This window comes from Methylomonas sp. Kb3 (genome assembly GCF_002834115.1).
Classification (GTDB): Bacteria; Pseudomonadota; Gammaproteobacteria; order Methylococcales; family Methylomonadaceae; genus Methylomonas; species Methylomonas defluvii.
Genome location: NZ_PIZT01000008.1, coordinates 23,095 through 44,338 on the forward strand (window position 1 = coordinate 23,095; position 21,244 = coordinate 44,338).

The window sequence follows — 21,244 nt, forward strand, 5'->3', positions numbered from 1 at the left end:
TTATGACTAATAGACAACAGCATCAGCATGGCGACGCGGTATTTTTCAGATTAAATCCTATTGCGGCTTGCGTAAAGTCGGCAGTCGCGGGCAGTATGCTCATCGCTTTCGTCTCGCCGGTCTGCGCCGAGTTACCGGTGCCCAGCGCGGTTTGGGCCAGCATGGGCGGCGCCAGTCGTTCCGTCATCGGCAATAATATGACCATTAATCAGGAAACCGACCGGGTTATTCTGAATTGGGATAAATTCAACGTCAGTGCCGAGAGTTCCGTCGAGTTTAAACAGCCCAGCGCCAGCGCCATCGCCCTAAACAAAATCGTCGATCCCAGTAAAAATCCCAGCCAGATTTTGGGTTCGGTAACCGCTAACGGCCAGATATATTTGGTCAATAAAAACGGTTTCGTGTTCGGTAGGGATTCCGTGGTCAATGCCCGCGGTTTGGTGGCTTCGACGATGGATGTCAGTTTCGAAAAAACCTTTGATAAAGAAACCATAGGCACTGTCTCCAAGGATGGTCGCGCCGCTTTTGTAGGTTCCGGCGATTATTATCAAAAAAATACCGACGGCAGTTTTAAGCTGGATGCCGACGGTCAAAAAGTCCCCATCGAAATCAAAGTGGAAAGCGGGGCGCGGATTAAGTCCGGCGAGGGCGGCCGCATCCTGGTGATTGCCCCGAGCATCATGAACAAAGGTGATGTGGAATCGCCCGGCGGCCAGGTGATCATGGCGGCGGCAACCGACAAGGTGTACTTGCAGGAAGCTCCTACCGCCGATGACAGAAGCAATAACGACGTGCGCGGCTTGCTGGTGGAAGTCGAAACCGGCGGCAAGGTGGAAAACTTGGGTAACATCGTTGCCAATCGCGGTAACGTCACCTTGATGGGTTTTGCCGTCAAACAAAGCGGCAAGGTGTCGGCAACAACCTCCACCAACGTCAACGGCACTATCCGCCTGTTGGCTAGGGAGGGTTTCACCACCAAAACCGAAGGCGGCGAGACAGTAATAGCCGCAAAGGGGACCACCCGCACGACAGATAAAGGCGATGGTTTGGGGCGTTCCGCACAAGTGACTTTGGGTGTGGGCAGCACCACAGAGATTCTGCCGGAGGTGGAATACATAGAGGAAACGCAAACTTTGGAATCCGGCGAAACCGTCAAGGTGTTGGTAGAAAAAACCGCTGTACCCGGTCAGGTGCAGCCGCAATCTCGGGTCGAGATTATGGCTGATAAGGTGCATTTACAGGCTGGGTCGGAAATCAACGCGCCTTCGGGCAAGGTATCAATTACCGCGACTAAATCGCCGTTAAATCCGGTTGCCGACAACAGCCTAAAAAACGATAGCCGGATCCTGATCGATGCCGGCGCGAAAATCGATGTGTCCGGTACCGATAAAGTCATCCGCACCATGGAAAGCAATGTCTTGGAAGTGGAGCTGCGCAACTTTGAATTGAAAGACGCGCCGTTGCAAAAAACCGGCATATTAAAAGGTAAGACCGTCCTGGTGGACATCCGAGAAGGTACGCCGCTAACCGATATTGCGCCTACCGTGGCGGGGATTGGCCGCACGGTCGCCGAAAGGATGGTTAACGGCGGCGAGATCGCGCTTAACTCCGAAGGCGATGTCATCCTGGAAAAAGGTGCGGTTCTGGACTTTTCCGGTGGCGAGATTACTTATCTGGATGGCTTTATTACCACCAGTAAGCTGCTGGCTAATGGCCGCTTGGTGGATATTAGCGAAGCCGATCCTTTGGTGCCTTACGAGGCGATTTACGGCGAGGTGGTGAAAAAATATCAAAAATGGGGCATCACCAAAGTCTGGAAAATCGACGGTCCATTCACGCTGGCGCGTTTCGAACCGGGTTATGTGGAAGGCCAGGACGCCGGCAGCCTGATGATTCGAGCCAACAACGCCATTTTAGACGGCGACCTGCTGGGTAAAACCACCAGCGGCAGGCGGCAGCGGACGCTGGCCGAGCAGGCCAAAGGCAGCCGTCTGACGGTCGATACCGCGTTTACCCTGAGTAATGCACAGGCCTTGATTTTCTCCGCTGGCGTGCAAAACAGCATTGATTTGGATATCGACGAGGTGTTCCCGGTCGGAAATGACGGCTTGGCCATGGCTTTGGCCGTGGATGCCAACAAGCTCATCGACGGCGGCGTGCATACTGCGGTGTTTAAAACCAACGGTAACATCAGCCTTGCCGAGAATGCGACTTTGCGCTTGGCGGCCGGCGGTAATCTGACGTTACAAGGCGGCGCGATTGACGTGCGCGGCAATATCGTTGGTGCCGGCGCCACGGTAAAACTGGAAACCGCCGAAACCAACGCGCCTGGGCTGCAAGGTGAGATTAATCTGGCTTCCGGCGCCAAAATAGATTTGCGCGGGGAATGGATTAACGATTTCGCCCAGCCTGAAAATCTTGACGGCAAGACGGTGGCCATAGACGGCGGTACCTTTATAGCCAAGGCCAAGGGTAACGGCGGTGGGGTGTATTTGCGGGCCGGCAGTTTGATCGACATCAGCGCCGGGGCCTGGTTGCACGAAGACCGCAGGCTGGAAGCCGGTAAGGCGCAAAGAAACACCGGCGAGGGTGATACTTTTAAAGAGGGCGGTATTATGTTGGTCGCCGAACCTGCCATAGACAAGGCCGGCGCCAACGTGTTGCTGGATGGTGTCATGCACGCTTATGCCATGCAACAAGGCGGCGGTTTTACCGTAAAAGCCAACGCGGTAGCCATTCGCCGGGAAGAGACGCCTAGCATAGGCGATGGCGGCGTACAGCCTTTGCAAATCGCTACGACGTTTTTCGGCGAAGGCGGCTTTGCCGAGTTCGATATAGGTGCAAACCTAAACGGATTGACGGTGGACGACGGTGCCAATATCCAGCTGCGCCAACAGAACAGAGTACTAAATAACACCTATCTGGAACAGGCTAACGCCGACGGTATCGAAGCATTCTCGGATTTGACGACCTTGTTGCCGGAGCTGCGCGCACCCAGCAAATTGATCTTGCGATCCGACCATGCCGCCGGGATTAATGCCAACAGCAATTTGCTGGTGGCTGCTACCGCAACGATTAACGCCGACGATTTAAGCAGCGTTACGCTGGAGTCCGATTCGTCCCTGGTGCTGGATGGCCGGATCATCGCACATGGCGGTACCCTGGCTCTGGATATTATTCCCGATCAAAGTGAGGTCGATCCGCAGTACCAGCAGAATCAAGGCATCTGGCTGGGTAGCACTGCCCGCATCGATGTGTCCGGCGGCAGTCAAATTACCGTGGACGGCTTGGGCCGGCGTATCGGTAAGGTTTTTGACGGCGGCAAGGTGCTCGTCAATGCGCAACGCGGCTTTTTTGCCTCCCAGGCCGGCTCTTTGATCAATGTTTCCGGTAGCCAAGACATCCTGGATTTACCGGTTAATAGTCCCGCCGCGATAGGCGCGAGTTTTGCCGCCACGCTAGTAGGTTCGCACGCCGGCAGCATCAATATCACCGCCGCCGAAGGCGCGTTCCTGGACGGCGATATGCAAGCCGCCGGCGGCGTTGCGCCCGGCACCTCCGGCGGCAAACTGTCGGTGTTTCTTAACGTAGACAATCGTGCCGATCCGGATGTAGAAAACTCAATCTTTCCGCGCGCGCCGCGCATTTTGAAAATCTCCCAGGAACGCAATGTACCGTTTTCCGCCGTTTTTTCTAAACCCGGCGATTCATTACCCAAGAAAGATTCGCCCGGTGATCGGCTGACCGGCATTGGCTATCTGGCTGCCGAGCAGATTAGCGAGGGCGGTTTTAGCTCTCTGGATCTGGCCGTATCCGGAGAGAAGGGTGAGATTCGGTTTACGGGCGATGTCGATCTGCAACTGAATAACGCTATTGCTTTGGATGCAGTCAATTTCGGTTGGGAGCGGAACACCGCCGCCGATACCGGTAATGTGCAAGTCAGCGCTACCACCGCGACTTTGGGGTCGGATAGCTATCGCGCACCGCTAGTAAAAACCAGCAACGGCGATGGCAGATTGGCGGTTAATGCCGATTTAATCGATTTGGTCGGTGGTTCGGTAACGACCGGTTTTAATACGGTTGATCTCGCCGCCGACGGTGATATTCGCCTGAAAGGTATAAGGATTGATAGTAAGGAATTGGATTTTGTCGGCGAGTTTAAAACCTTTTCCAAGCTTAATTTAACTGCGGCGCAGGTTTATCCCACCTCCTTGACCGAGTTTACCTTGGCGGTCGCCGGCGATCCGAACGGCACGGTGACTTTCAACAAAAGCGGTCATGCAACGCCGGTGCTGTCTGCCTTGGGCAGTTTGACCGTGCAGGGTCCGAATATCGTCCAAAACGGCGTGCTCACCGCGCCATTGGGCGAGATCGTTTTGGAGGCGACAAAATCGGTGACCTTCGGAGCCGACAGCGTTACGTCGGTCTCGGCCAAGGGGCAAATCATCCCGCTGGGCGTCACCCAAGGCGGCCTGGAATGGCTGCTGCCCTTGGCCGGCACTGGCAACAACCTGAACGTGGTTAACCCCGATCTGAAACCGGCAGAAACGGATAAAAAGCGGGTGTTTGAAAGCCCCGAGAAGAAAATAACCGTTAAGGCCACGCAAATCCTTCGGGAAGACGGTGCTTTGGTGGATTTATCCGGCGGCGGCGATTTATTGGGCTTCGAATTTATTCCCGGTGATGGCGGTTCGGTAGATGTTCTTGATACTGATCAGCGCTTTGCGGTCGTGCCGGGTATGTCCGGTTATTCGCCGTTCGACCCCAAATCGTTTCCCGAATCAGGTTTGAAGACTGGCGACAGCATTTACATCGGTGCCGGTAGCGGCCTTGCCGCCGGCTACTACGCCTTACTGCCGGCTCGTTACGCCTTATTGCCGGATGCATTTTTGGTGTCGCCGGTCGCCGGCAGCGCCAATGCCATTCCCGGCACCAGTAGAACCCGGGTCGATGGCGCTGCTGTCGTTACCGGCTACCGCAGCGTTGCCGGAACAGACATCCGCGATCAGTATTGGTCGGAGTATGTGGTCGAAGCCGGCAGCATTGCTAAAACCCGCAGCGAATACAACATCAGCTCGGCCAACCAATTTTTCGCGGATAGAGCGGTAAATAAAGAACTGGCGATTCCGCGTCTGCCGCAAGATGCCGGGCAATTGGTGCTAAACGCCAAAACCCGTCTGGAGCTACCCACCGTGGTGGCCGATGTAGTCGAGGGCGGACGTGGCGGCTTGGTCGACATCGTGGCGGATAAATTGGCCTTGGGCACAACCGCCGCAACCGACGATGTCGAATTGTTGGTTAGCGACCTGGATAAGTTTAGAGTGGATAGCTTGTTGCTGGGTGCGGTGAGAAGCTTTGATGCCGCGACTGGCCATACCAAGCTGGATGTTATTGCCAAGTCAGTGACGCTAGCCCAAAACACGACCTTGAAAGCGCCGGAGGCCTTGCTGGCCGCCAGCGAAACCGTCACGCTTGAACAGGGTGTCAAAATCGAAGCCAGCGGCGCGGTTGCGGATACCGATGGCGATACGGTGCTGGAGCTGAACGGCGACGGCGCCTTACTGCGCGCATCGGCGGGCAAACAGGCAACGATCAACCGAACCGGCGCCAAGGGCTTGAAAGGCGATCTAAACATAAGTGCCGGCGCGGTCATTTCGGCCGGCGCGGGTTCGGTGGCGCTGGACTCGACACGGCGGACCAAAATGGCAGGCGAATTGAATCTGGCCGGCGGTTCCTTGTATCTGGGCGCGGAGACCATCAACCTCGGCGAGACCGCCGGTGTAGTGAACGGCCTGTCGCTGGATAATACTCAGCTCGCACACTTGACTGTTAATCAACTGGTGTTGAGCAGCCGGGGTATGGTCAATTTGTACGGTGAGTTATTGCAAACCGATGCCCTTGGTCAGCCTTTTCAGTTCGGCGATTTACGCATTGATGCCTTGGGTCTGGCCGGTAAAGCCAATGTCGGGAAAACCCTATCTTTGAATGCGAAAACCTTGAGTCTTGCCAATAGCAAGTCTACGGGTAGTGTTTTGGCGGGTGACGGCAGCGGGGTGTTGAATGTCAATGTGCAAGAGCTGCTGCTGGACCAAGGTAAATTCCAGCTGTCCGGTTTTAGCGCAGTTAATGTGAATGCCGGTGAGCGCATGATGGGCAATGGTGACAGCACCTTAACCGCATTGGCCGACTTAAGTGTCAGCACACCTTATGTCAGTGCCGAGAACGGCGCTAAAACCATCATCAGTGCCAGCGGCCATAACTTGTCGCTCACGGGTGGCAGCCAGTTGCTAACCGCTTCTACCCAAGGCATAGCTGCGCAATTACTGTTGGAAGCCGATAGCATTGGTTTGAATACGGCCTTGTTGTATCAAACCGGTAACGTGTCCATGAACGCTTTGCAGGGTAATGTGACCTTAGGCGGGAATGCATTGATCGATGTATCCGGTGCTGTGGCGTATGCGGGTTTAAGCAAGCCGGTGAATCTATCCGGCGGCAAAATCAGTCTGAGTTCTCAGCATGGCAATGTCAGCACCGAAGCGGGCAGCAAGCTGCTGTTAAACGCCAGTAATGCCGGGATGCTGGCCGGTTTACTGTCCGCGCAAGCCGGCGCCGGCCAGGTGCAATTCAACGGTTTTATCGATGCTCATGGCGTCGGTAAGGCAAACGGTGGCCAGGTCGCCGTTGATACCGGCAGTTTGAGCGCCGGCGGCTTTAGTGTGTTAAATGCGGTGTTTACCGCCGCCGGTTTTAGCGGTGCTGTTGAACTGAGAACCCGCAGCGGCGATATCGTGGTTGATGCCGGGCAAACCGTGAATGCTAATGCGATCAACCTGAGCGCCGACACCGGCAGTATCAGCATTGCCGGCACCTTGGATGCTGCGGGTGCGAATGGCGGTTCGGTGACTTTGGCGGCGGAAGATCTGCTGACGCTGAATAGCTCGGCGCTGATTCTAGCGAACGCGCAAGCGGCGAACGGCAACGGCGGCAAGGTGAGTTTGTCGTCTATCGATGCGTCCGCCGATGGCGCCGGCATTGACATCCAGCCCGGCGCGCGCATCAACGTTGCAGCGGCTGGAGCCGGCGTAGCGGGCGAGGTGTATTTACGTGCCGACCGCGACGATACCGACAGCGACGGTCTGGCGGACATTAACGTCAAGCCCATTGCCGCAGGCACTATCGTTGGCGATAGCGACGTCACCGTTGAAGGCGCGCGTATTTATCACAACAGCCGTATCGCCTCCGCCGAACAGCAGGCGATGCATAACGATAATCTGGCTTATATGGCCGATTTGGCAGCGGCTAATGTGGCTAACAGCCGCTTTGGCGCCGGTTTTACCATCATCCCCGGCGTGGAAGTTCGCAGTAGCGGCAATTTGACCATCGCCGAAACCTGGGATTTGGGAAAACTCGATAGCGGAGAAGCCTGGCGTTATGGCGCCAATAACGATCTGGTTGGGGTGTTAACGCTTAGAGCGAAAGGCAATTTGTTAATCAATGCCAATTTGAGCGACGGCTTTTCCACCGGGGTTTTGAATTCCGCCAATTTTGGAGCTATCAACGTCAGCGATTATTTGCAAACCGGAGCTTCGTGGAGTTACCAACTGATCGGCGGCGCCGATTTGGGTTCCGCCGATGCAATGACTGTGCTGGCCTCTGCCAGTCTGTTGACCAGCGCCGGCAGCGGCGACGTCAGTTTAGCCAATGATGTCAGCGTGCGGACCGGCACCGGCGATATTGATATTCGCGCGGCGCGTGACTTGGTTTACGGTAATCAAAACTCGGCGATCTACACGGCGGGCCGGGCGGATGTGGATGATGCCAAACGCTGGGGTAGCGGCGGACCGGATTTGGCCGCATTGTTCTACGCAGAATATCCTTTGGACGGCGGCGACATTAGTATTCAGGTCGGGCGGGATATAGACGCCAAACCTAGTGCGCAGTTGCTCAGCGATGCGTTGGTACGTACCGGCGATTGGTCCAACAGCAATCAGCACAGTACGGAATTCAACTCGGAACGTCCGACAGCCTGGGGCGTGGCCTTGGGTATCAGCGACTCAAGTGGCTTTTCTCGTCAGCATCAGCAAAGCGTAACCGCTTTCGGCGGCGGTAATGTCCGCATCAGCGCGGGCGGAAATGTTGAAGACTTGTCGGTGATGATACCTACCACCGGTAAACAGGTAGGCGAGCGGGACACACCGGTGGCGGACGCCACTGTTATCACGTTCAAAACCAATGTGGTGGAAGTGAACGGCGGCGGCAATCTGCAATTGCAGGCGGGTGGCGATATCGCCGGCGGCGTGTTTTATGTGGATGGCGGGGCGGCGGATATTTATGCGCACGGCTCTTTGAAAGCCGGTACCAACAAGGGTTTGAATCCGATATTGGCTTTGGGCGATGCGCAGTTTAATGTCGTCGCCGGCAAGTCCATGGCCCTGGAAGCGATTGTCGATCCGATGTTCGTGACCTTGCCGGAGTCGGTCGATTTGATTAATGGCTCATCGAATCGGTTTTTCCGCTATAGCACCGACAGCAATGTGACATTGACCACGCTTTCCGGCGACCTTGGCCTGGAAAACGACATCGCCAGTTTGAAGAAGGCCACCAATACCAATATCTCCGAAGGCTTTTTGGTTTATCCCGCCGGCCTGCATGCCTACGCACTTAACGGCAATATAGCCGTGGACAAGAGCTTCACCTTGTACCCATCGGCGCAGGGTGACTTGGAGTTATTTGCGGCTGAGAATTTAACCGGTGAGGGTAATCCGCGGATTATTTTGAGCGATGCGGAACCCGCGGGATTACCTAGCGCCGCATTGCCCTTCGTCGGGTCTTCCTTAACCGACTTGGACAACGTGCTAAAGGTTCTGGATATTCAGCAACCGCAATCGCCCACCGCGATACATGCCAGCACGCCGCTGCACGCCAATGACCCGAATCCGGTGTTGATCAGTACCGGCAGCGGCAACATTGGCCGTATCGACGATGACATCGTATTCGTATTGGCCAAGCCCGCCGAGGTCAGCGCCGGTAAGGATATTGTCCGCGCCACGTTTAATATTCAACATAACAACGCCGACGCGGTCAGTATCTTTAATGCCGGCCGAGACATTCGTTACACGATCAATATTCACCCCGATACCGGCAATATTATCGAAGCCGATCAAGGTATAGACGTGGCCGGTCCCGGACAATTAACCGCGCTGGCGGGCCGGGATGTAAATTTGGGATCGTCTATTGGTATCACTTCCTCAGGCGACCAGTCCAATGCCGCGCTGGCGGATGACGGTGCCAACATTACCGTGATTGCCGGTTTGGCTGGCGGTGCGCTGAACAGCAATGGCTTTGCCGAAGAGTTTATGCTCAACTCGGGTAAATACGTCCTGGAAAATCAGCGTTACCTGAATTTGTTCGTGCAGGAAATGCGCAGCATCACCGGCGACCCGTCGTTAAGTGTCGATGCGGCCAAACTGGCATTTAGCGGGCTTTCCACGGTGGATAAGGCCCGGTTAGACAGCAAGCTGTTAAGCGTCGTGCAATCGGTGTTTTTGCAGGAGGTAAAAGCCAATGCCAGCACGCTGGCCAAAGCCACCACCAAACAGGCGCAGGATCTGGCCGAGCTAAAATTGCTGGCTACCATCGAGTCGCTGTTCCCCGGTACCACCTTATTGGCAGGCAATAGCAATTACCGCATTGATGCTGCGAACGGCATTGTAGTTAACGCCGATACCAGCGCCAGTAATATCTTGAATAGTTTGAATGCCGCGCTGCAGCAAAAAATTGAGGCAGAGTTGGCACGGCAGGGCAAAACTTTTGCCAGCGCTAGCGACCGCGAGAAAGACGACGCCCGTGAGTTGGTCAGGCCCAAGCTGGGCAATATATCGCTGTTTTTAAGCTCGATACAAACCAAGGACGGCGGCGACGCCAATCTGTTTACTCCCAATGGTGGCATTACCGTGGGCTTGGCAACCGCCGATATTGGTTTAGCAAAGGAAGACGATGAGTTGGGCGTGATCGTAAAAAAACAGGGCGAGGCTAATCTGCTGGCCCGCAACGACATCGATGTGAACATCCAGCGCGTGGTGACTTTGGGTAACGGCAATATTACCGGCGGTTCCACTGAGGGTGATGTCGATGCCGGTCGGAGTGCGCAAACCGCGTTGGCGGCTCCACCGCTTAAAGTCAGTTACGACGCGGCGGGGATGCCGGTACTGGAAGTATCGCCGGTCTTGCAGGGCGGCGGTATCAGAACGGTAGGAGCAGGCGACGTGTTATTGTTTGCGCCGCGCGGCATCATCGATGCCGGTGAGGCGGGTATTAGAGGCAATAACATCACGCTGGCGGCCACCGCCATTGTCGGCGCGGATAATATTGATGTTGGTGGTTCTGCCGTGGGCGTGCCGGTCGCCGCGACCGGTAGCATCGCCGCCGGTTTGACCGGTGTCAGCAATGTGGCGGCGGCGGTCGGCAAATCGCTGGATAGCACCGGCAGCGTTGGTAAGGAAGCAGCCGAAAAATTGGCTAAGGCCGCGGCCAACACCTTGGGTATCTTGAGCGTGGATATTCTGGGTTTTGGTGAATAACCCGCTTAGTCACCATTCAGGCTGACAATGGCTGAATTGCCCGTGTTCGCAGCGGGCAGTGGGCGTGTCGGCCTGCGCTAAATCGGTCGGATTAATACTATTTTTTCCCGTTTTTTCGATTCTTTCCCGCCCGTCATAATCATGTAAAAAAACGTTGGGATAATCCAGTTTATGTTTTGATTTGAGAGTGATCATGAAACGGATTGTGTTTTTAGTAGCGGCCCTGTTGGCGATGCCCGGACTGGCGCAAGCTTGGTGGAACGACGATTGGGGTTATAGAAAGAAAATAACCATAGATGCCCAGCAATTGCAGCAGGGCGGCGTGACGCCGGTAGCGGAGGGCTTGGTGCTGGTGCGACTGCATACCGGCAATTTCAGCTTCTTCGCCGATTTGGGTGAAAAAGGCAAGGATTTGCGCTTCATGGCCGGCGACGACAAAACGCCGCTGAAGTTTTACATAGAGAAAATCGATACGGTCAACGAAATGGCTTTGATTTGGGTGAAATTGCCCAAGGACATTGCGACGGCCGATGAGCCGATGTTCTGGATGTATTATGGCAATCCCAAGGCTGTAGACGGCCAAGATGCGCCGGGAATTTTCGATGTGGCGCAAGCGGTTGCCTATCACTTCGAAGCCGGTCCGGTTAAAGACGCTACGGCCTACGCCAATCAACCGGCCACCGCTACCCAAACCGTTGTGGAAGGTGGAGCCATTGGCGAAGCGGGCGGTTTTAACGGTAGTCAATCGATACGCATTGCGGCAACCCCCGCGATTCAGATGGCCGTCGAATTTGGCTGGACCGTTTCGGCGTGGGTAAAAATCGATCAAGCCCAAACCGACGGGGTGATATTCGCGCGGGATGGGCTGATTTTATCTGTTAGAGGTCAAACCCCGGTTTTGGAGGTTAATCGTAAGCAGTTGGTCAGTTCCGCCGATCTGAATTTGGCCACTTGGCAGTATTTGTCAGTCGCCGGGAATAAAGACGGTTTTACCTTGTATGTGGACGGTAAACCGGTTGGGATCCTGCCGGCCAGCGTGCCGTCGCTGTTGGGTGATATGAGCATAGGCGCGGCAGTGGATGGTTCGCGTGGCTTGGTCGGTGCCGTTGATGAATTTGGTATTGCGAAGGTCGCTCGCGATCAGAATTACCTGCAATTCGCGGCAATGATGCAAGGCCAGTCGTCGGCGTTGTTGAACTACGGCGAAGACAGCACGCCCGACAGTGAGGAGGGCGGCGAATCCTATTTGATGTCTACGCTGGATAACGTCACCGTGGACGGCTGGGTCATCATCGGGATTCTGGGGGTGATGTTTATCGTCAGTACCTTGGTGATCGTCAGTAAGGCGATTGTGTTGAACCGTACCCGCAGTGAGAACAAGAAATTCGAAGAGGCTTTCAGCCAACTGGGCGCCAAAAATATCAGCAATCTGGATCACCAGGACGAAGACGGCCAGGAAGATTATGACGAATCGCCGTTGTTGCTGTCCTTGACCGGCAATCATGCGGCGTTTGCGGGTTCATCGATCTACCGGATTTACCACGTCGGCGTGCAGGAAATGAATAAACGTCTGGCGAAAAGCGTGGGCGCTGAGGCGGCCGACCAGGGCTTGTCCGCCCAGGCTTTGAATGCGGTAAAGGCCTCAATGGACGGCGTGTTGGTGCGGGAACTGCAAAAACTCAACTCGCAAATGGTGTTGTTGACCATCGCGATTTCCGGTGGACCGTTCCTGGGGCTGCTCGGCACCGTGGTCGGGGTCATGATCACGTTCGCGGCGATTGCCGCCAGCGGCGAAGTGAATGTCAATGCCATCGCCCCGGGTATCGCCGCGGCGCTGGCGGCCACCGTCGCCGGCTTGGGAGTGGCGATTCCGGCGCTGTTTGCCTACAACTACCTGGGCAGCATGATCAAGGCTGTGACCGCCGACATGCACGTGTTTGTTGACGAGTTCGTCGCCAAACTGGCCGAGCAGCATAGCTAATTAAACGTTCGTAGGGTACGCAATGCGTACCTTGCCAAAGTCTGCCGGTACGCGCTGCGTACCCTACGAAAACCCGAGAAGACTCAATGAAAGTTCAAGAAGAAAACGCAGCGTACGACGAAATCAACGTTACGCCGATGCTGGATTTGGCTTATGTGTTGCTGGTGGTGTTTATTCTGATGACCACCGCAGCAGTGCAAGGCGTGCAGGTCAATCTACCTAAGGCTAGCAATACGCCCAGTCTGGCCAAGCCGCAAACTAAAGCCATTACAGTAACTGCCGATGGCACGCTATTTCTCGACACTTTTCCGGTGACGATGGAGCAACTGGAATCGACGCTGATGCAATACAAGGCCGCCAATCCGGAACTGCCGGTGGTGGTTAAGGGGGACGCTACTGTCCAGTATCAAAGCGTCGTCGATATTTTGGCTTTGCTCGGCAAACTGGAAATTACCCAGGTTGGTCTGGTTACCCAAAATCTGACCAAATAAAGTCTTGCGACATGTCAAAGAAGAAACATTGGCGGGTTTATATTCCGATGCTCATCGCTGCCGTAATCGCCGCTATCGCGATTTTTTACGTCGTTAAAATCATTATGGAATTCGTCGACAAAAAACCGGCGAAAAACGAGAAAAAAATTCAGCCGGTGACCCTGTTTAAACCGCCGCCCCCTCCGCCGCCACCGCCGAAAGTTGAGAAGCCGCCCGAGCCGGAGATCAAGGAAAAAATCAAGGAACCCGACCCGGAGCCCGAGCCTGAGCCGGAACCCGAGCCAGAACAAGCGCCGCCGCGCGATCTGGGGCTGGATGCTGAGGGCACGGCGGGATCGGACGGTTTCGGTCTGGCGGCCCGCAAGGGCGGTACCGGCTTGTTCGGCGGTGGCGCCGGCAACCCGTTTGCCTGGTACGGCGGTTTGGTCAAGAACGGGATTCTGAACATTCTCAGCAGCCACGAAGAATTGCGCCGCAAGGGCTATACCGCCATCGTCAAGGTCTGGCTGAAAGCCGACGGTTCGGTAGAGCGCATCGAACTGGCCAAGGGCAGCAACGATGCGGACATCGACGAATTGCTCAGCCGCTTATTAAACAAATTCGACCGCGTGGCGGAGGCGCCGCCACCGGGTATGCAGCAACCGATCAAGTTAAAAATTTCATCACGTATTTAAGTATCCACAGGTAAAACAATGGCGAATAAGAAACAGCTGATGGCCCTGGCGCTATCCGGGCTGATCGGCACCGTGCAGGCCGGAGAAAAGGAAGAGTTGCTGAAATTGCGCAATACCACCACTAATTTGATCAAGCAATTGGTCAAACAAGGGGTGATTACCGACAAGGCTGCCAACGAGATGATCAAACAAGCCGAAGTCGAAGCCGGCCAGCAAGTGGCCGAAGCCAAGGCGGCCGGTGTCAAGGAAGCCGTGCCGGCCGATGAAGTGCGGGTGGCTTATGTGCCTGATTTTGTAAAGGACGAAATTCGCCAACAAGTGCGTAGCGAGTTGCGCGAAGAAGTGGTCGGTGATGTGATGCAAAAGGCCAAGAACGAACAGTGGGGCTTGCCTAATGCGTTGCCGGAGTGGACCAGGCGTTTCAAGCTGTCCGGCGATATTCGTTTACGTTCTCAGCATGAGATGATGGCCAAGGAAAACATCGCCAATTCTTATATTGACTGGCAGGCGGTTAACGAAAGAGGCGGTCTGAACGCGGCGGGTGTGGATCAATTCTTGAATACGACTACCGACAGACAGCATTTTCGCGAGCGCTTGCGCTTGGGCATTGATGCAACGATTACCGATGGTATGAAAGCCGGTGTGCGTTTGGCGACGGGTAATCAACGTGACCCGGTATCTACCAACCAGTCTTTGGGCTTTACCGGACAAAAATACGATTTCACCGTGGACCGGGCCTATCTGCAGTACGATGCGATTGACGACAATAAATTCAAATGGCTGACCTTGTCCGGCGGCCGGATCAAGAACCCCTGGTATACCGGCGGCGGTGAGTTTACCGGCGGTAGCGAATTGGTGTGGGATACGGATTTATCTTTCGAAGGTTTTGCCGGCACCGTGCGCCACCGTTTGGGCGGATCGGACAGCTTGATGGCTAACGACGACCACACCCATTCCGTTTTTGCGACAGCCGGGGCGTTTCCATTACAAGAATCGGCGCTGAGCAGCGATAAATGGTTGTTCGGCGGTCAAGTCGGCGTGGATTGGGGCTTTGTCAATCAAGATAATTTAAAGGCCGCGTTGGCTTATTTCGATTACGTCAACGTCGAGGCTAAGCAAAATACCAGCGTTTTAGGCACTTGCGATCTCAATACGCGCGGCAACACTGCTTCGCGTCCGGAATTCATGCAGGGCGGCAATACCTTGGCGTCGATTTGCCGAGAAGGCACGGGGGCTTTGGCTTCCAATCCGGGCATGGTCGGTTTGGCGTCTGATTACAATATCGTCAACGCCAATGTTTCGTATGAAATGACTTTGTTTGCCCCTTACCATCTGCGCTTGAGCGGCGACTACGCTAAAAACGTCGGCTTTAATAAAGCTGCGGTCAGCCGGATGCTGAACGGTACGGTGGTTGAGGGTAAAACCAACGCCTGGCAGTTTAGGGCGGATTTCGGTTGGCCAAGAGCCGAAGTGGCCGGTCATTGGAATGTGTTTGCTGCCTATAAGTACGTGGAGCGCGATGCGGTATTGGATGCATTCACCGATTCTGATTTCCACCTCGGCGGTACCAACAGTAAGGGCTGGTTCATCGGCGGTAACTATGGCTTGATGAAAAACGTTTGGTTGACCGGCCGCTGGTTGAGTGCCGATATCATCACGGGACCCCCTCTTGGTATCGATGTGTTGCAGATCGACGTCAATACGCAATTCTAGGTAGGTTGCCGATGAATATATTTCCGAAAGTGGCCGTATTGTTTGTGCTTATTGGCAGTAGCTGGTCCACCAGTCAGGCCGCGCCGCGTGAGGCTGCCAAGAACGATGGCGCTGTTTTAAAGCTGCAAGCGATGGTTAAAAGCCTGACTGCCGAACGCGATGCGGCAAAGGCCGAATCGGCCAAGTTAGCCGAGGAGTTACAGGAGCTTGAGCAGTTGAAAAAAGCCCATTCGGCGGCAGTGGCGGCCAAGGAGCAAATCAGCAGCGAGTTATCCGCGCAGCGAAATGCCAATGGTGAGGTGCGCGAGCGTTTGGAGAAAAGCAATGCCAGACTCTCCGACGTGATGGAAAAGCATAAGGAATTGAGTCAGGCTAAAGCCGATTTGCAAGCGCAATTAACGGCATTAACTGCCAAGCAGCAAGCAACCGAGCAGCAATTGGGGGTTTGCGATATTCATAATGTGAAACTTTACGAGGCCGCCAAGGAATTGCTGGAACGCTACGAAAACAAAGGCGCACTGGCTAGTGTGTTGCAGAATGAAGCCTTGCTGCAATTCAACAGTGTGGAAATGGAAACTATCGTCCAGGAATATGAGGACAAGTTGAACGCCGGTAAATATCAAAAACAATCTGCTGCGGATAGCGGCACAGCGCCGGCTGGCGTCCAATAGTTTCTCTACTCAGGTGCGGCAACATGCCGCACCTCGACCCTAGCTGATTTACCGAAAGCCTTAAGGCTTGGTCGCGTAAATAAGTTAAAATCCCAAAAAGCGGCGCTCCATCATGGCGGCTACATAATCAAATGCACGAATTATCGAGAGACTAATGACAACGAAACAAAATTTTTTAAAAAATCTAGGCATTGTTGTGTTATCGACCGGCTTGGTGGCCTGTAACGGCGCCGATGAACGGAAAGCGAAATACATGGAAGAAGGCAAACAGCTATATCAAGCGGGTGATTATGAGAAAGCGTTGCTTGCCTATAAAAACGTGCTGCAAATCGATCCCAAGGACTGGGAAACTCACTTCCAGATTGCGGAAGCCCTGAGTAAACAAGGCAAAATCGAAAATGCCTTTAAGGAATACAGTACCGTGGTTGCCGGCAATGAAAATCATGTGATGGCGCGGGTGCGGGTTGGTCAGCTGCTGTTATTAAATCGCGCGGTAGACGATGCGGAAAAAATGGTCGGCGAAGCTTTAGCGAAGGAACCGGACAATGTTGAGGCTTTGGTGTTGTTCGCCGGCGTACAAGCAGCCAAAAATAACAGCGATGGCGCGATTATGACGGTGGAGCGCGCCTTGAAAAACAGTCCGGACGATGTGCCGGCGACCTTGATGATGGCCTCGATTAAAGCGCGTTTAGATAAAGTAGGCGAAGCGATTGCTTTGTTGAAGCAAACTATTGAAAAGAAGCCGGATAATGTGGCGTTGCGCAGCATGCTGGCCGGTTTGTACGCTAAAAACAATCAGATTGCCGATTCAGAGGCCATGTTGTTGGAAATTGTCAAACTGGAGCCGCAGCAATTACAGCATTACCGTACGTTAGCCTTGTTCCAAGTCGGTACCAAACAAGTCGATAAAGCCGAAGCGACTTTACGCGATGCGGTTAGCAAATTGCCGGACAACGATACCGCCAAAACTTATTTGGTCGACTTCCTGTTGGAAAAGCGCAGTCCGGAAGTGGCGATTGCAGAGCTGCTACCGATGATAGAGCAAAAGCCGCAAGCGTATGAGTTGAAATTCAAACTGGCGAATATCCAGCTTGCCCAAAAGCAAGTCGATAAGGCCGAAGCGACTATGAAAGAAGTCGTCGATCAGGATAAATTGGGACCCAGCGGCATCACCGCACGAAATAAATTAGCGGCTTTGTATGCAATGACCAAGCGCGGCGACGAGGCTAAGGCCTTGATCAAGGAAGTGTTGGATAACAATCCGCGCGATGCCGAGGCTTTGACGCTGCGCGGTCAGTTTGCTTTGGGTGAAAACAAAATTCCCGACGCAATTGCCGATTTTCGCTCGGTATTGGTTGATCAACCCAACAATATCGGTGTGTTGAAAATGCTGGCCGCAGCACATCTGCGCAATAACGAAGAAGAACTGGCCAGAGAAAATATGGAAAAAGTGGTGGCCGTCGCACCGGGCGATGAGACCGCCCGGCTGGATTTGGTTGGCTTGCATATGAAAGCGGGGCACCAAGATCAAGCCAAGCAGCAGCTTGAAGCACTGATGAAAGCCAATCCGAAAAGTCTGAAAGGCTTGGAGGCGCTGTTTAAAATGGAGTTGTCGCAAAAGCATTGGGATAAAGCGCAAGAGATTGCCAAACAGGTGCAACAGTTATCCGATAAAGACGCCACCGGCTTTTACATGTCCGGCTTGGGCTATCAGGCGGAAGGCAAGCTGGAAGCCAGCACCGAAGCCTTTCAACAGGCCTTGGCGCGTAAGCCGGATGCGATTGAGCCTTTGACCGAGATGGTCAAAAGCTATTTGGTATTGAAGCAGTCGGATAAGGCTATCGGTAAATTGCAGCAAGTCATTAAACAGCAGCCCGATCATTTCGTTGCTTACAATTTGCTGGGTGGTGCTTATCTGAACGAACAGAAATTTGCCGAAGCAAAAACAGCTTACACAAAGGCTTTGAATATCAAACCGGAGTGGTATAGCCCTTATCGGAACTTGGCCTTGATCGAGTTGGCACAAAAAAACCAGGCCGAGGCCATCAATATCTACAAAAAAGGGATTGAAAAAACTAAAGGGGCATTGGAGCTGGTCGACGACTTGGCGCGTTTGTATCATCGTGACGGTCAGCATGAGAAGGTGCTGGCGCTTTACGAAGAATCTTACAAACTGCATCCGGATTCGGTGGTGGCGGTTAACAATCTGGCCAGTTACTTGTCGGATTTTTCCGCCGGTCCGGATAGTTTGGAACGGGCAGCCAAATTGGCCGAACCTTTATTGCAAACCAATAATCCCAATATGATGGATACGGTTGCTTGGGTGGCCTATAAACAAAGCAATTACGATAAGGCTAAAGAGATATTGTTGAAGGTGATTGAACGCGATCCGCAATCGCCGATCAGTAATTATCATTTGGGTATGGTGTATTTCAAGCAAAACGATCCGGTTAAAGCCCGCGAATATTTGCAAAAAGCGGTCGATAAAAAAGTGGAGTTCGATGGCTTGAATGAAGCGAAGGATGTTTTGAGTAAACTCTGATAGGAAATGTAGGGACGTGGCTACCGCAGGTAGCCACGTCAGACCGGCTTAAACCCCGGTATAGCCGATTTTAATGTCGGTGGCTTTATTGAATACTGTCCCCAGTACGTTGGTGTCTTTTAACAAAGAGGCCGCGTGCTTCAATTGATCCGTCTTGGTATGCCCCTCGTCGATCACCAACAACACGCAATCCACATAAGGCGAAAAACCCAGTGTATCATCGTGCGACAGGATCGGCGGCATATCGAAAATAATGATACGCGATGGGTAACGGCTTTTCAGTTCGTTAACCAGTCGTACCATTTTCGGTGAGCGCAACATCTCAGTTGAGTTGAATAAAGGTTTGCCGGCCGGCAGCACTACCAGACGCTCGATGCCCGGATTAATCAGCATGGAGCTTAACTCGGTGTCGTTCAACAAATAATCGCTAAGACCTGCGCCCGGCTGAATGCCGAATAATTGATTAATGCTGGGATTTTGGAAATTGGCATCCACCAGCAGGGCTGTGCGGTCAAGTTCCATCGCCATGCTGATGGCTAAATTTGCGGCTGTTAAGCTATTGCCGGTACCTTCGCTGGGGCTGGTGATAGCCATGGTTTTCCATTCCATCGCATCCATTTGCTGCAAGCAGCGGGTGCGTAGCATGCGGTAGGATTCCAGCCATTTTCCAGGTAACGCTGCGGAAATAATCCGGTTTTGCTTCAGTAAGTTTTGATCCGGAGTGTGCACCCGCGTTTTGGTGTAAGCGATGCTGACTTTGTCGCCGGGTTGATTGGCTAATCCGGCTGCGGCTGGATTACTTTTTTCCACGAGGTTTTCAATGGGGTTCATGAATTTTCCCTTAAATGATTAATTGCCCACGACACGTAGTAATTTGTACCAAAATACATCTAGCGGCATGACGATAAAATGAAATGCGATGACAGCCAGAACGCCGGCTATTGCCATGCCTATCAACAACAGCCGTCTTTCGTTTCTATGTGCTTGATGTTCCCTCTGGCTTTCGAAATAAGGTATCGACGCCAAAGGTTCCACACCCAGAATCGCCGCGACCGCTTTTGGGCTATTAACGGTCGAGTCCAGCATTTCGGTCAATGCCACCGCCCCTAAGCCGCTCGCCACCGCCAACACCATGCCCAGTACCATAATCGCAATTCGATTCGGGCTAACCGGTTGTAATGGTTCTTGGGGGGGGTCGATTAAAGTAAAACGCTCGCCTTTTCTTTCCATTTCCAATTGCTGCGAGATTTGCGCTTCCATTTCTCGCGCACTCACTTCACGGTAGCGCAGATTGGTATTGTCCAGATCCTGGATCAAATCCATGTATTCTTTTTCAACCAATGGCGATTGGCGTAGGCTTGAGCGTAACTCTTCCATTTTGCTCTGTACGCGACTACGTGTGAAATTCAACGATTCGATTTCGGTATTCACTGAAGCTAGTTGCGATTTCAAGGTGATATAGGCCGGGTTATCCGGTTGAATACTGGCATTGCTGTAGTCGCTTTGTTTCGCGCTAGCCAGGCTTTGTTGCAAGGCGCTGATTTGTTTTTGCAGTTTCACCACGTCAGGGTGTTTGTCCGAATACTGTTTCAACAACAAGGCCAATTCTGCTTTTCTGTCGGTTAGTTCGCCGTTCATCGCATTCAGATCGGTGTTGGAGCCGATTTCTTTTTGCAATGAGTCGATTTCCCGTTTGATTTTAATCACATCGGGATGGTTCGCAGAATGGTTGGATAACACCGATGGATATTGCGATTGTAGTTCCTTCAAACGGTCTTTCATATCGAACACCCGATTGCCCACGGCGTTGGTAGCCATGGTGTTGGGATCGATTTGCGCCAGTTCGCCTTCAAGGTAATAACGCCTATCTTGCAGCGTTCGTTCTTGGCTATCCAATTGCAATAACTGATTGCTCAAGGAGGTCAGTTCTTGCTGATTCATGGCACTGATTTGCGGCAGTTGGTTCAGGTTCTTTTCCTTGAACGTAGCTAAGTTTTGTTGAATTTCCTGGATTTTGGCTTTCAGGCGCTTTGATTCCTCACTCAAAAACAATGCTGCATTTTCCGCAGATTCGGTGCGTGACTTGATGTTTTCTTTCAGGAACAAGGAAGTCAATTCGTTAGCGACTTTTTGCGCGAGCGCGGGTGATTTATCGTCAAATGTTAGCGTAAAGGCTATCGTAGCTTGTTGGGCAGGGCCGCTTTTGTTATTGGCGACGTCGGCACTGATGGTTTCGACTTTGATGCTTTTACGCATTTTTTCCAGAATGACTTCTTCCGGCTTTTTTTGCCGTTCCTCGGCATAGAGATCGTATTTCTTGATGATTTCCGTCAAATTCGGTCGGGTCATGATCCGTTGGCTGATCATCTGAATCCGCTGGTCGGCGAAGGTGGTCACTGTGGAATGCACCAGTTCGGCGGGGATTTCTTGCGCCTCGATCAGAATGGTGGAAGTAGAGCGGTAAACTGCCGGTAACAGCACTGCCAAAACGATGCTGATCAGCGCAATGATTAGAAACGGAATAACTAAAAACCGTCTACGTCGTTTGATGATTTTTAGATAGTCCTTGATGTCGATGGCTTGATTTTCCAC

9 protein-coding genes are annotated in these 21,244 nt (G+C 53.3%); 7 read left to right on the forward strand and 2 right to left on the reverse strand.

The genetic code is table 11. From position 1 onward, the window contains the following. Positions 1 to 2: 2 nt before the first annotated feature. The 7 genes from CWO84_RS06640 (at position 3) to CWO84_RS06675 (ending at position 18,652) form a co-directional block, all read left to right on the forward strand. Positions 3 to 10,580 carry a filamentous haemagglutinin family protein gene (locus CWO84_RS06640; RefSeq protein WP_101052122.1) on the forward strand — a complete coding sequence of 3,526 codons (10,578 nt, stop codon included), beginning with the start codon at positions 3 to 5 and terminating at the stop codon, positions 10,578 to 10,580. A 193-nt stretch (positions 10,581 to 10,773) separates the two neighbouring features. Then, complete coding sequence (locus tag CWO84_RS06650) at positions 10,774 to 12,561, forward strand: DUF2341 domain-containing protein (RefSeq protein WP_101052124.1); 1,788 nt, start codon at positions 10,774 to 10,776, stop codon at positions 12,559 to 12,561. Positions 12,562 to 12,647: 86 nt separating this feature from the next. Further along, the gene (locus tag CWO84_RS06655; protein WP_020482301.1) at positions 12,648 to 13,052 is read left to right on the forward strand and encodes a biopolymer transporter ExbD; all 405 of its coding nucleotides are present in this window, start codon (positions 12,648 to 12,650) and stop codon (positions 13,050 to 13,052) included. An 11-nt stretch (positions 13,053 to 13,063) separates the two neighbouring features. Continuing rightward, the gene (locus tag CWO84_RS06660) at positions 13,064 to 13,726 is read left to right on the forward strand and encodes a TonB C-terminal domain-containing protein (RefSeq protein WP_240617987.1); all 663 of its coding nucleotides are present in this window, start codon (positions 13,064 to 13,066) and stop codon (positions 13,724 to 13,726) included. 18 nt (positions 13,727 to 13,744) lie between these two features. After that, positions 13,745 to 15,439: a putative porin gene (locus tag CWO84_RS06665; RefSeq protein WP_101052126.1), complete on the forward strand. Its 1,695-nt coding sequence runs from the start codon at positions 13,745 to 13,747 to the stop codon at positions 15,437 to 15,439. An 11-nt stretch (positions 15,440 to 15,450) separates the two neighbouring features. Beyond that, complete coding sequence (locus tag CWO84_RS06670) at positions 15,451 to 16,110, forward strand: hypothetical protein (protein ID WP_033159011.1); 660 nt, start codon at positions 15,451 to 15,453, stop codon at positions 16,108 to 16,110. 154 nt (positions 16,111 to 16,264) lie between these two features. Beyond that, positions 16,265 to 18,652: a tetratricopeptide repeat protein gene (locus CWO84_RS06675; protein WP_033159010.1), complete on the forward strand. Its 2,388-nt coding sequence runs from the start codon at positions 16,265 to 16,267 to the stop codon at positions 18,650 to 18,652. Between the two features lie 48 nt (positions 18,653 to 18,700). On the opposite strand, the gene CWO84_RS06680 is transcribed toward CWO84_RS06675, so the two are convergent. Both CWO84_RS06680 and CWO84_RS06685 read right to left on the reverse strand, forming a co-directional pair. Continuing rightward, on the reverse strand, positions 18,701 to 19,483 hold the full coding sequence (locus tag CWO84_RS06680; protein ID WP_033159009.1) for a CpsD/CapB family tyrosine-protein kinase: 783 nt from the start codon (positions 19,481 to 19,483) through the stop codon (positions 18,701 to 18,703). Between the two features lie 18 nt (positions 19,484 to 19,501). Continuing rightward, a complete protein-coding gene (locus tag CWO84_RS06685; protein WP_033159008.1) occupies positions 19,502 to 21,244 on the reverse strand; it encodes an LPS biosynthesis protein in 1,743 nt (580 codons plus the stop codon).

Excerpts from the sequence above, each read along its gene's own strand:
- CWO84_RS06655 (WP_020482301.1), top strand. The coding sequence starts at position 12,648 with ATGAAAGTTCAAGAAGAAAACGCAGCGTACGACGAAATCAACGTTACG.
- CWO84_RS06675 (WP_033159010.1), top strand. The coding sequence starts at position 16,265 with ATGACAACGAAACAAAATTTTTTAAAAAATCTAGGCATTGTTGTGTTA.
- CWO84_RS06670 (WP_033159011.1), top strand. The coding sequence starts at position 15,451 with ATGAATATATTTCCGAAAGTGGCCGTATTGTTTGTGCTTATTGGCAGT.
- CWO84_RS06650 (WP_101052124.1), top strand. The coding sequence starts at position 10,774 with ATGAAACGGATTGTGTTTTTAGTAGCGGCCCTGTTGGCGATGCCCGGA.
- CWO84_RS06665 (WP_101052126.1), top strand. The coding sequence starts at position 13,745 with ATGGCGAATAAGAAACAGCTGATGGCCCTGGCGCTATCCGGGCTGATC.
- CWO84_RS06680 (WP_033159009.1), bottom strand. The coding sequence starts at position 19,483 with ATGAACCCCATTGAAAACCTCGTGGAAAAAAGTAATCCAGCCGCAGCC.
- CWO84_RS06660 (WP_240617987.1), top strand. The coding sequence starts at position 13,064 with ATGTCAAAGAAGAAACATTGGCGGGTTTATATTCCGATGCTCATCGCT.
- CWO84_RS06640 (WP_101052122.1), top strand. The coding sequence starts at position 3 with ATGACTAATAGACAACAGCATCAGCATGGCGACGCGGTATTTTTCAGA.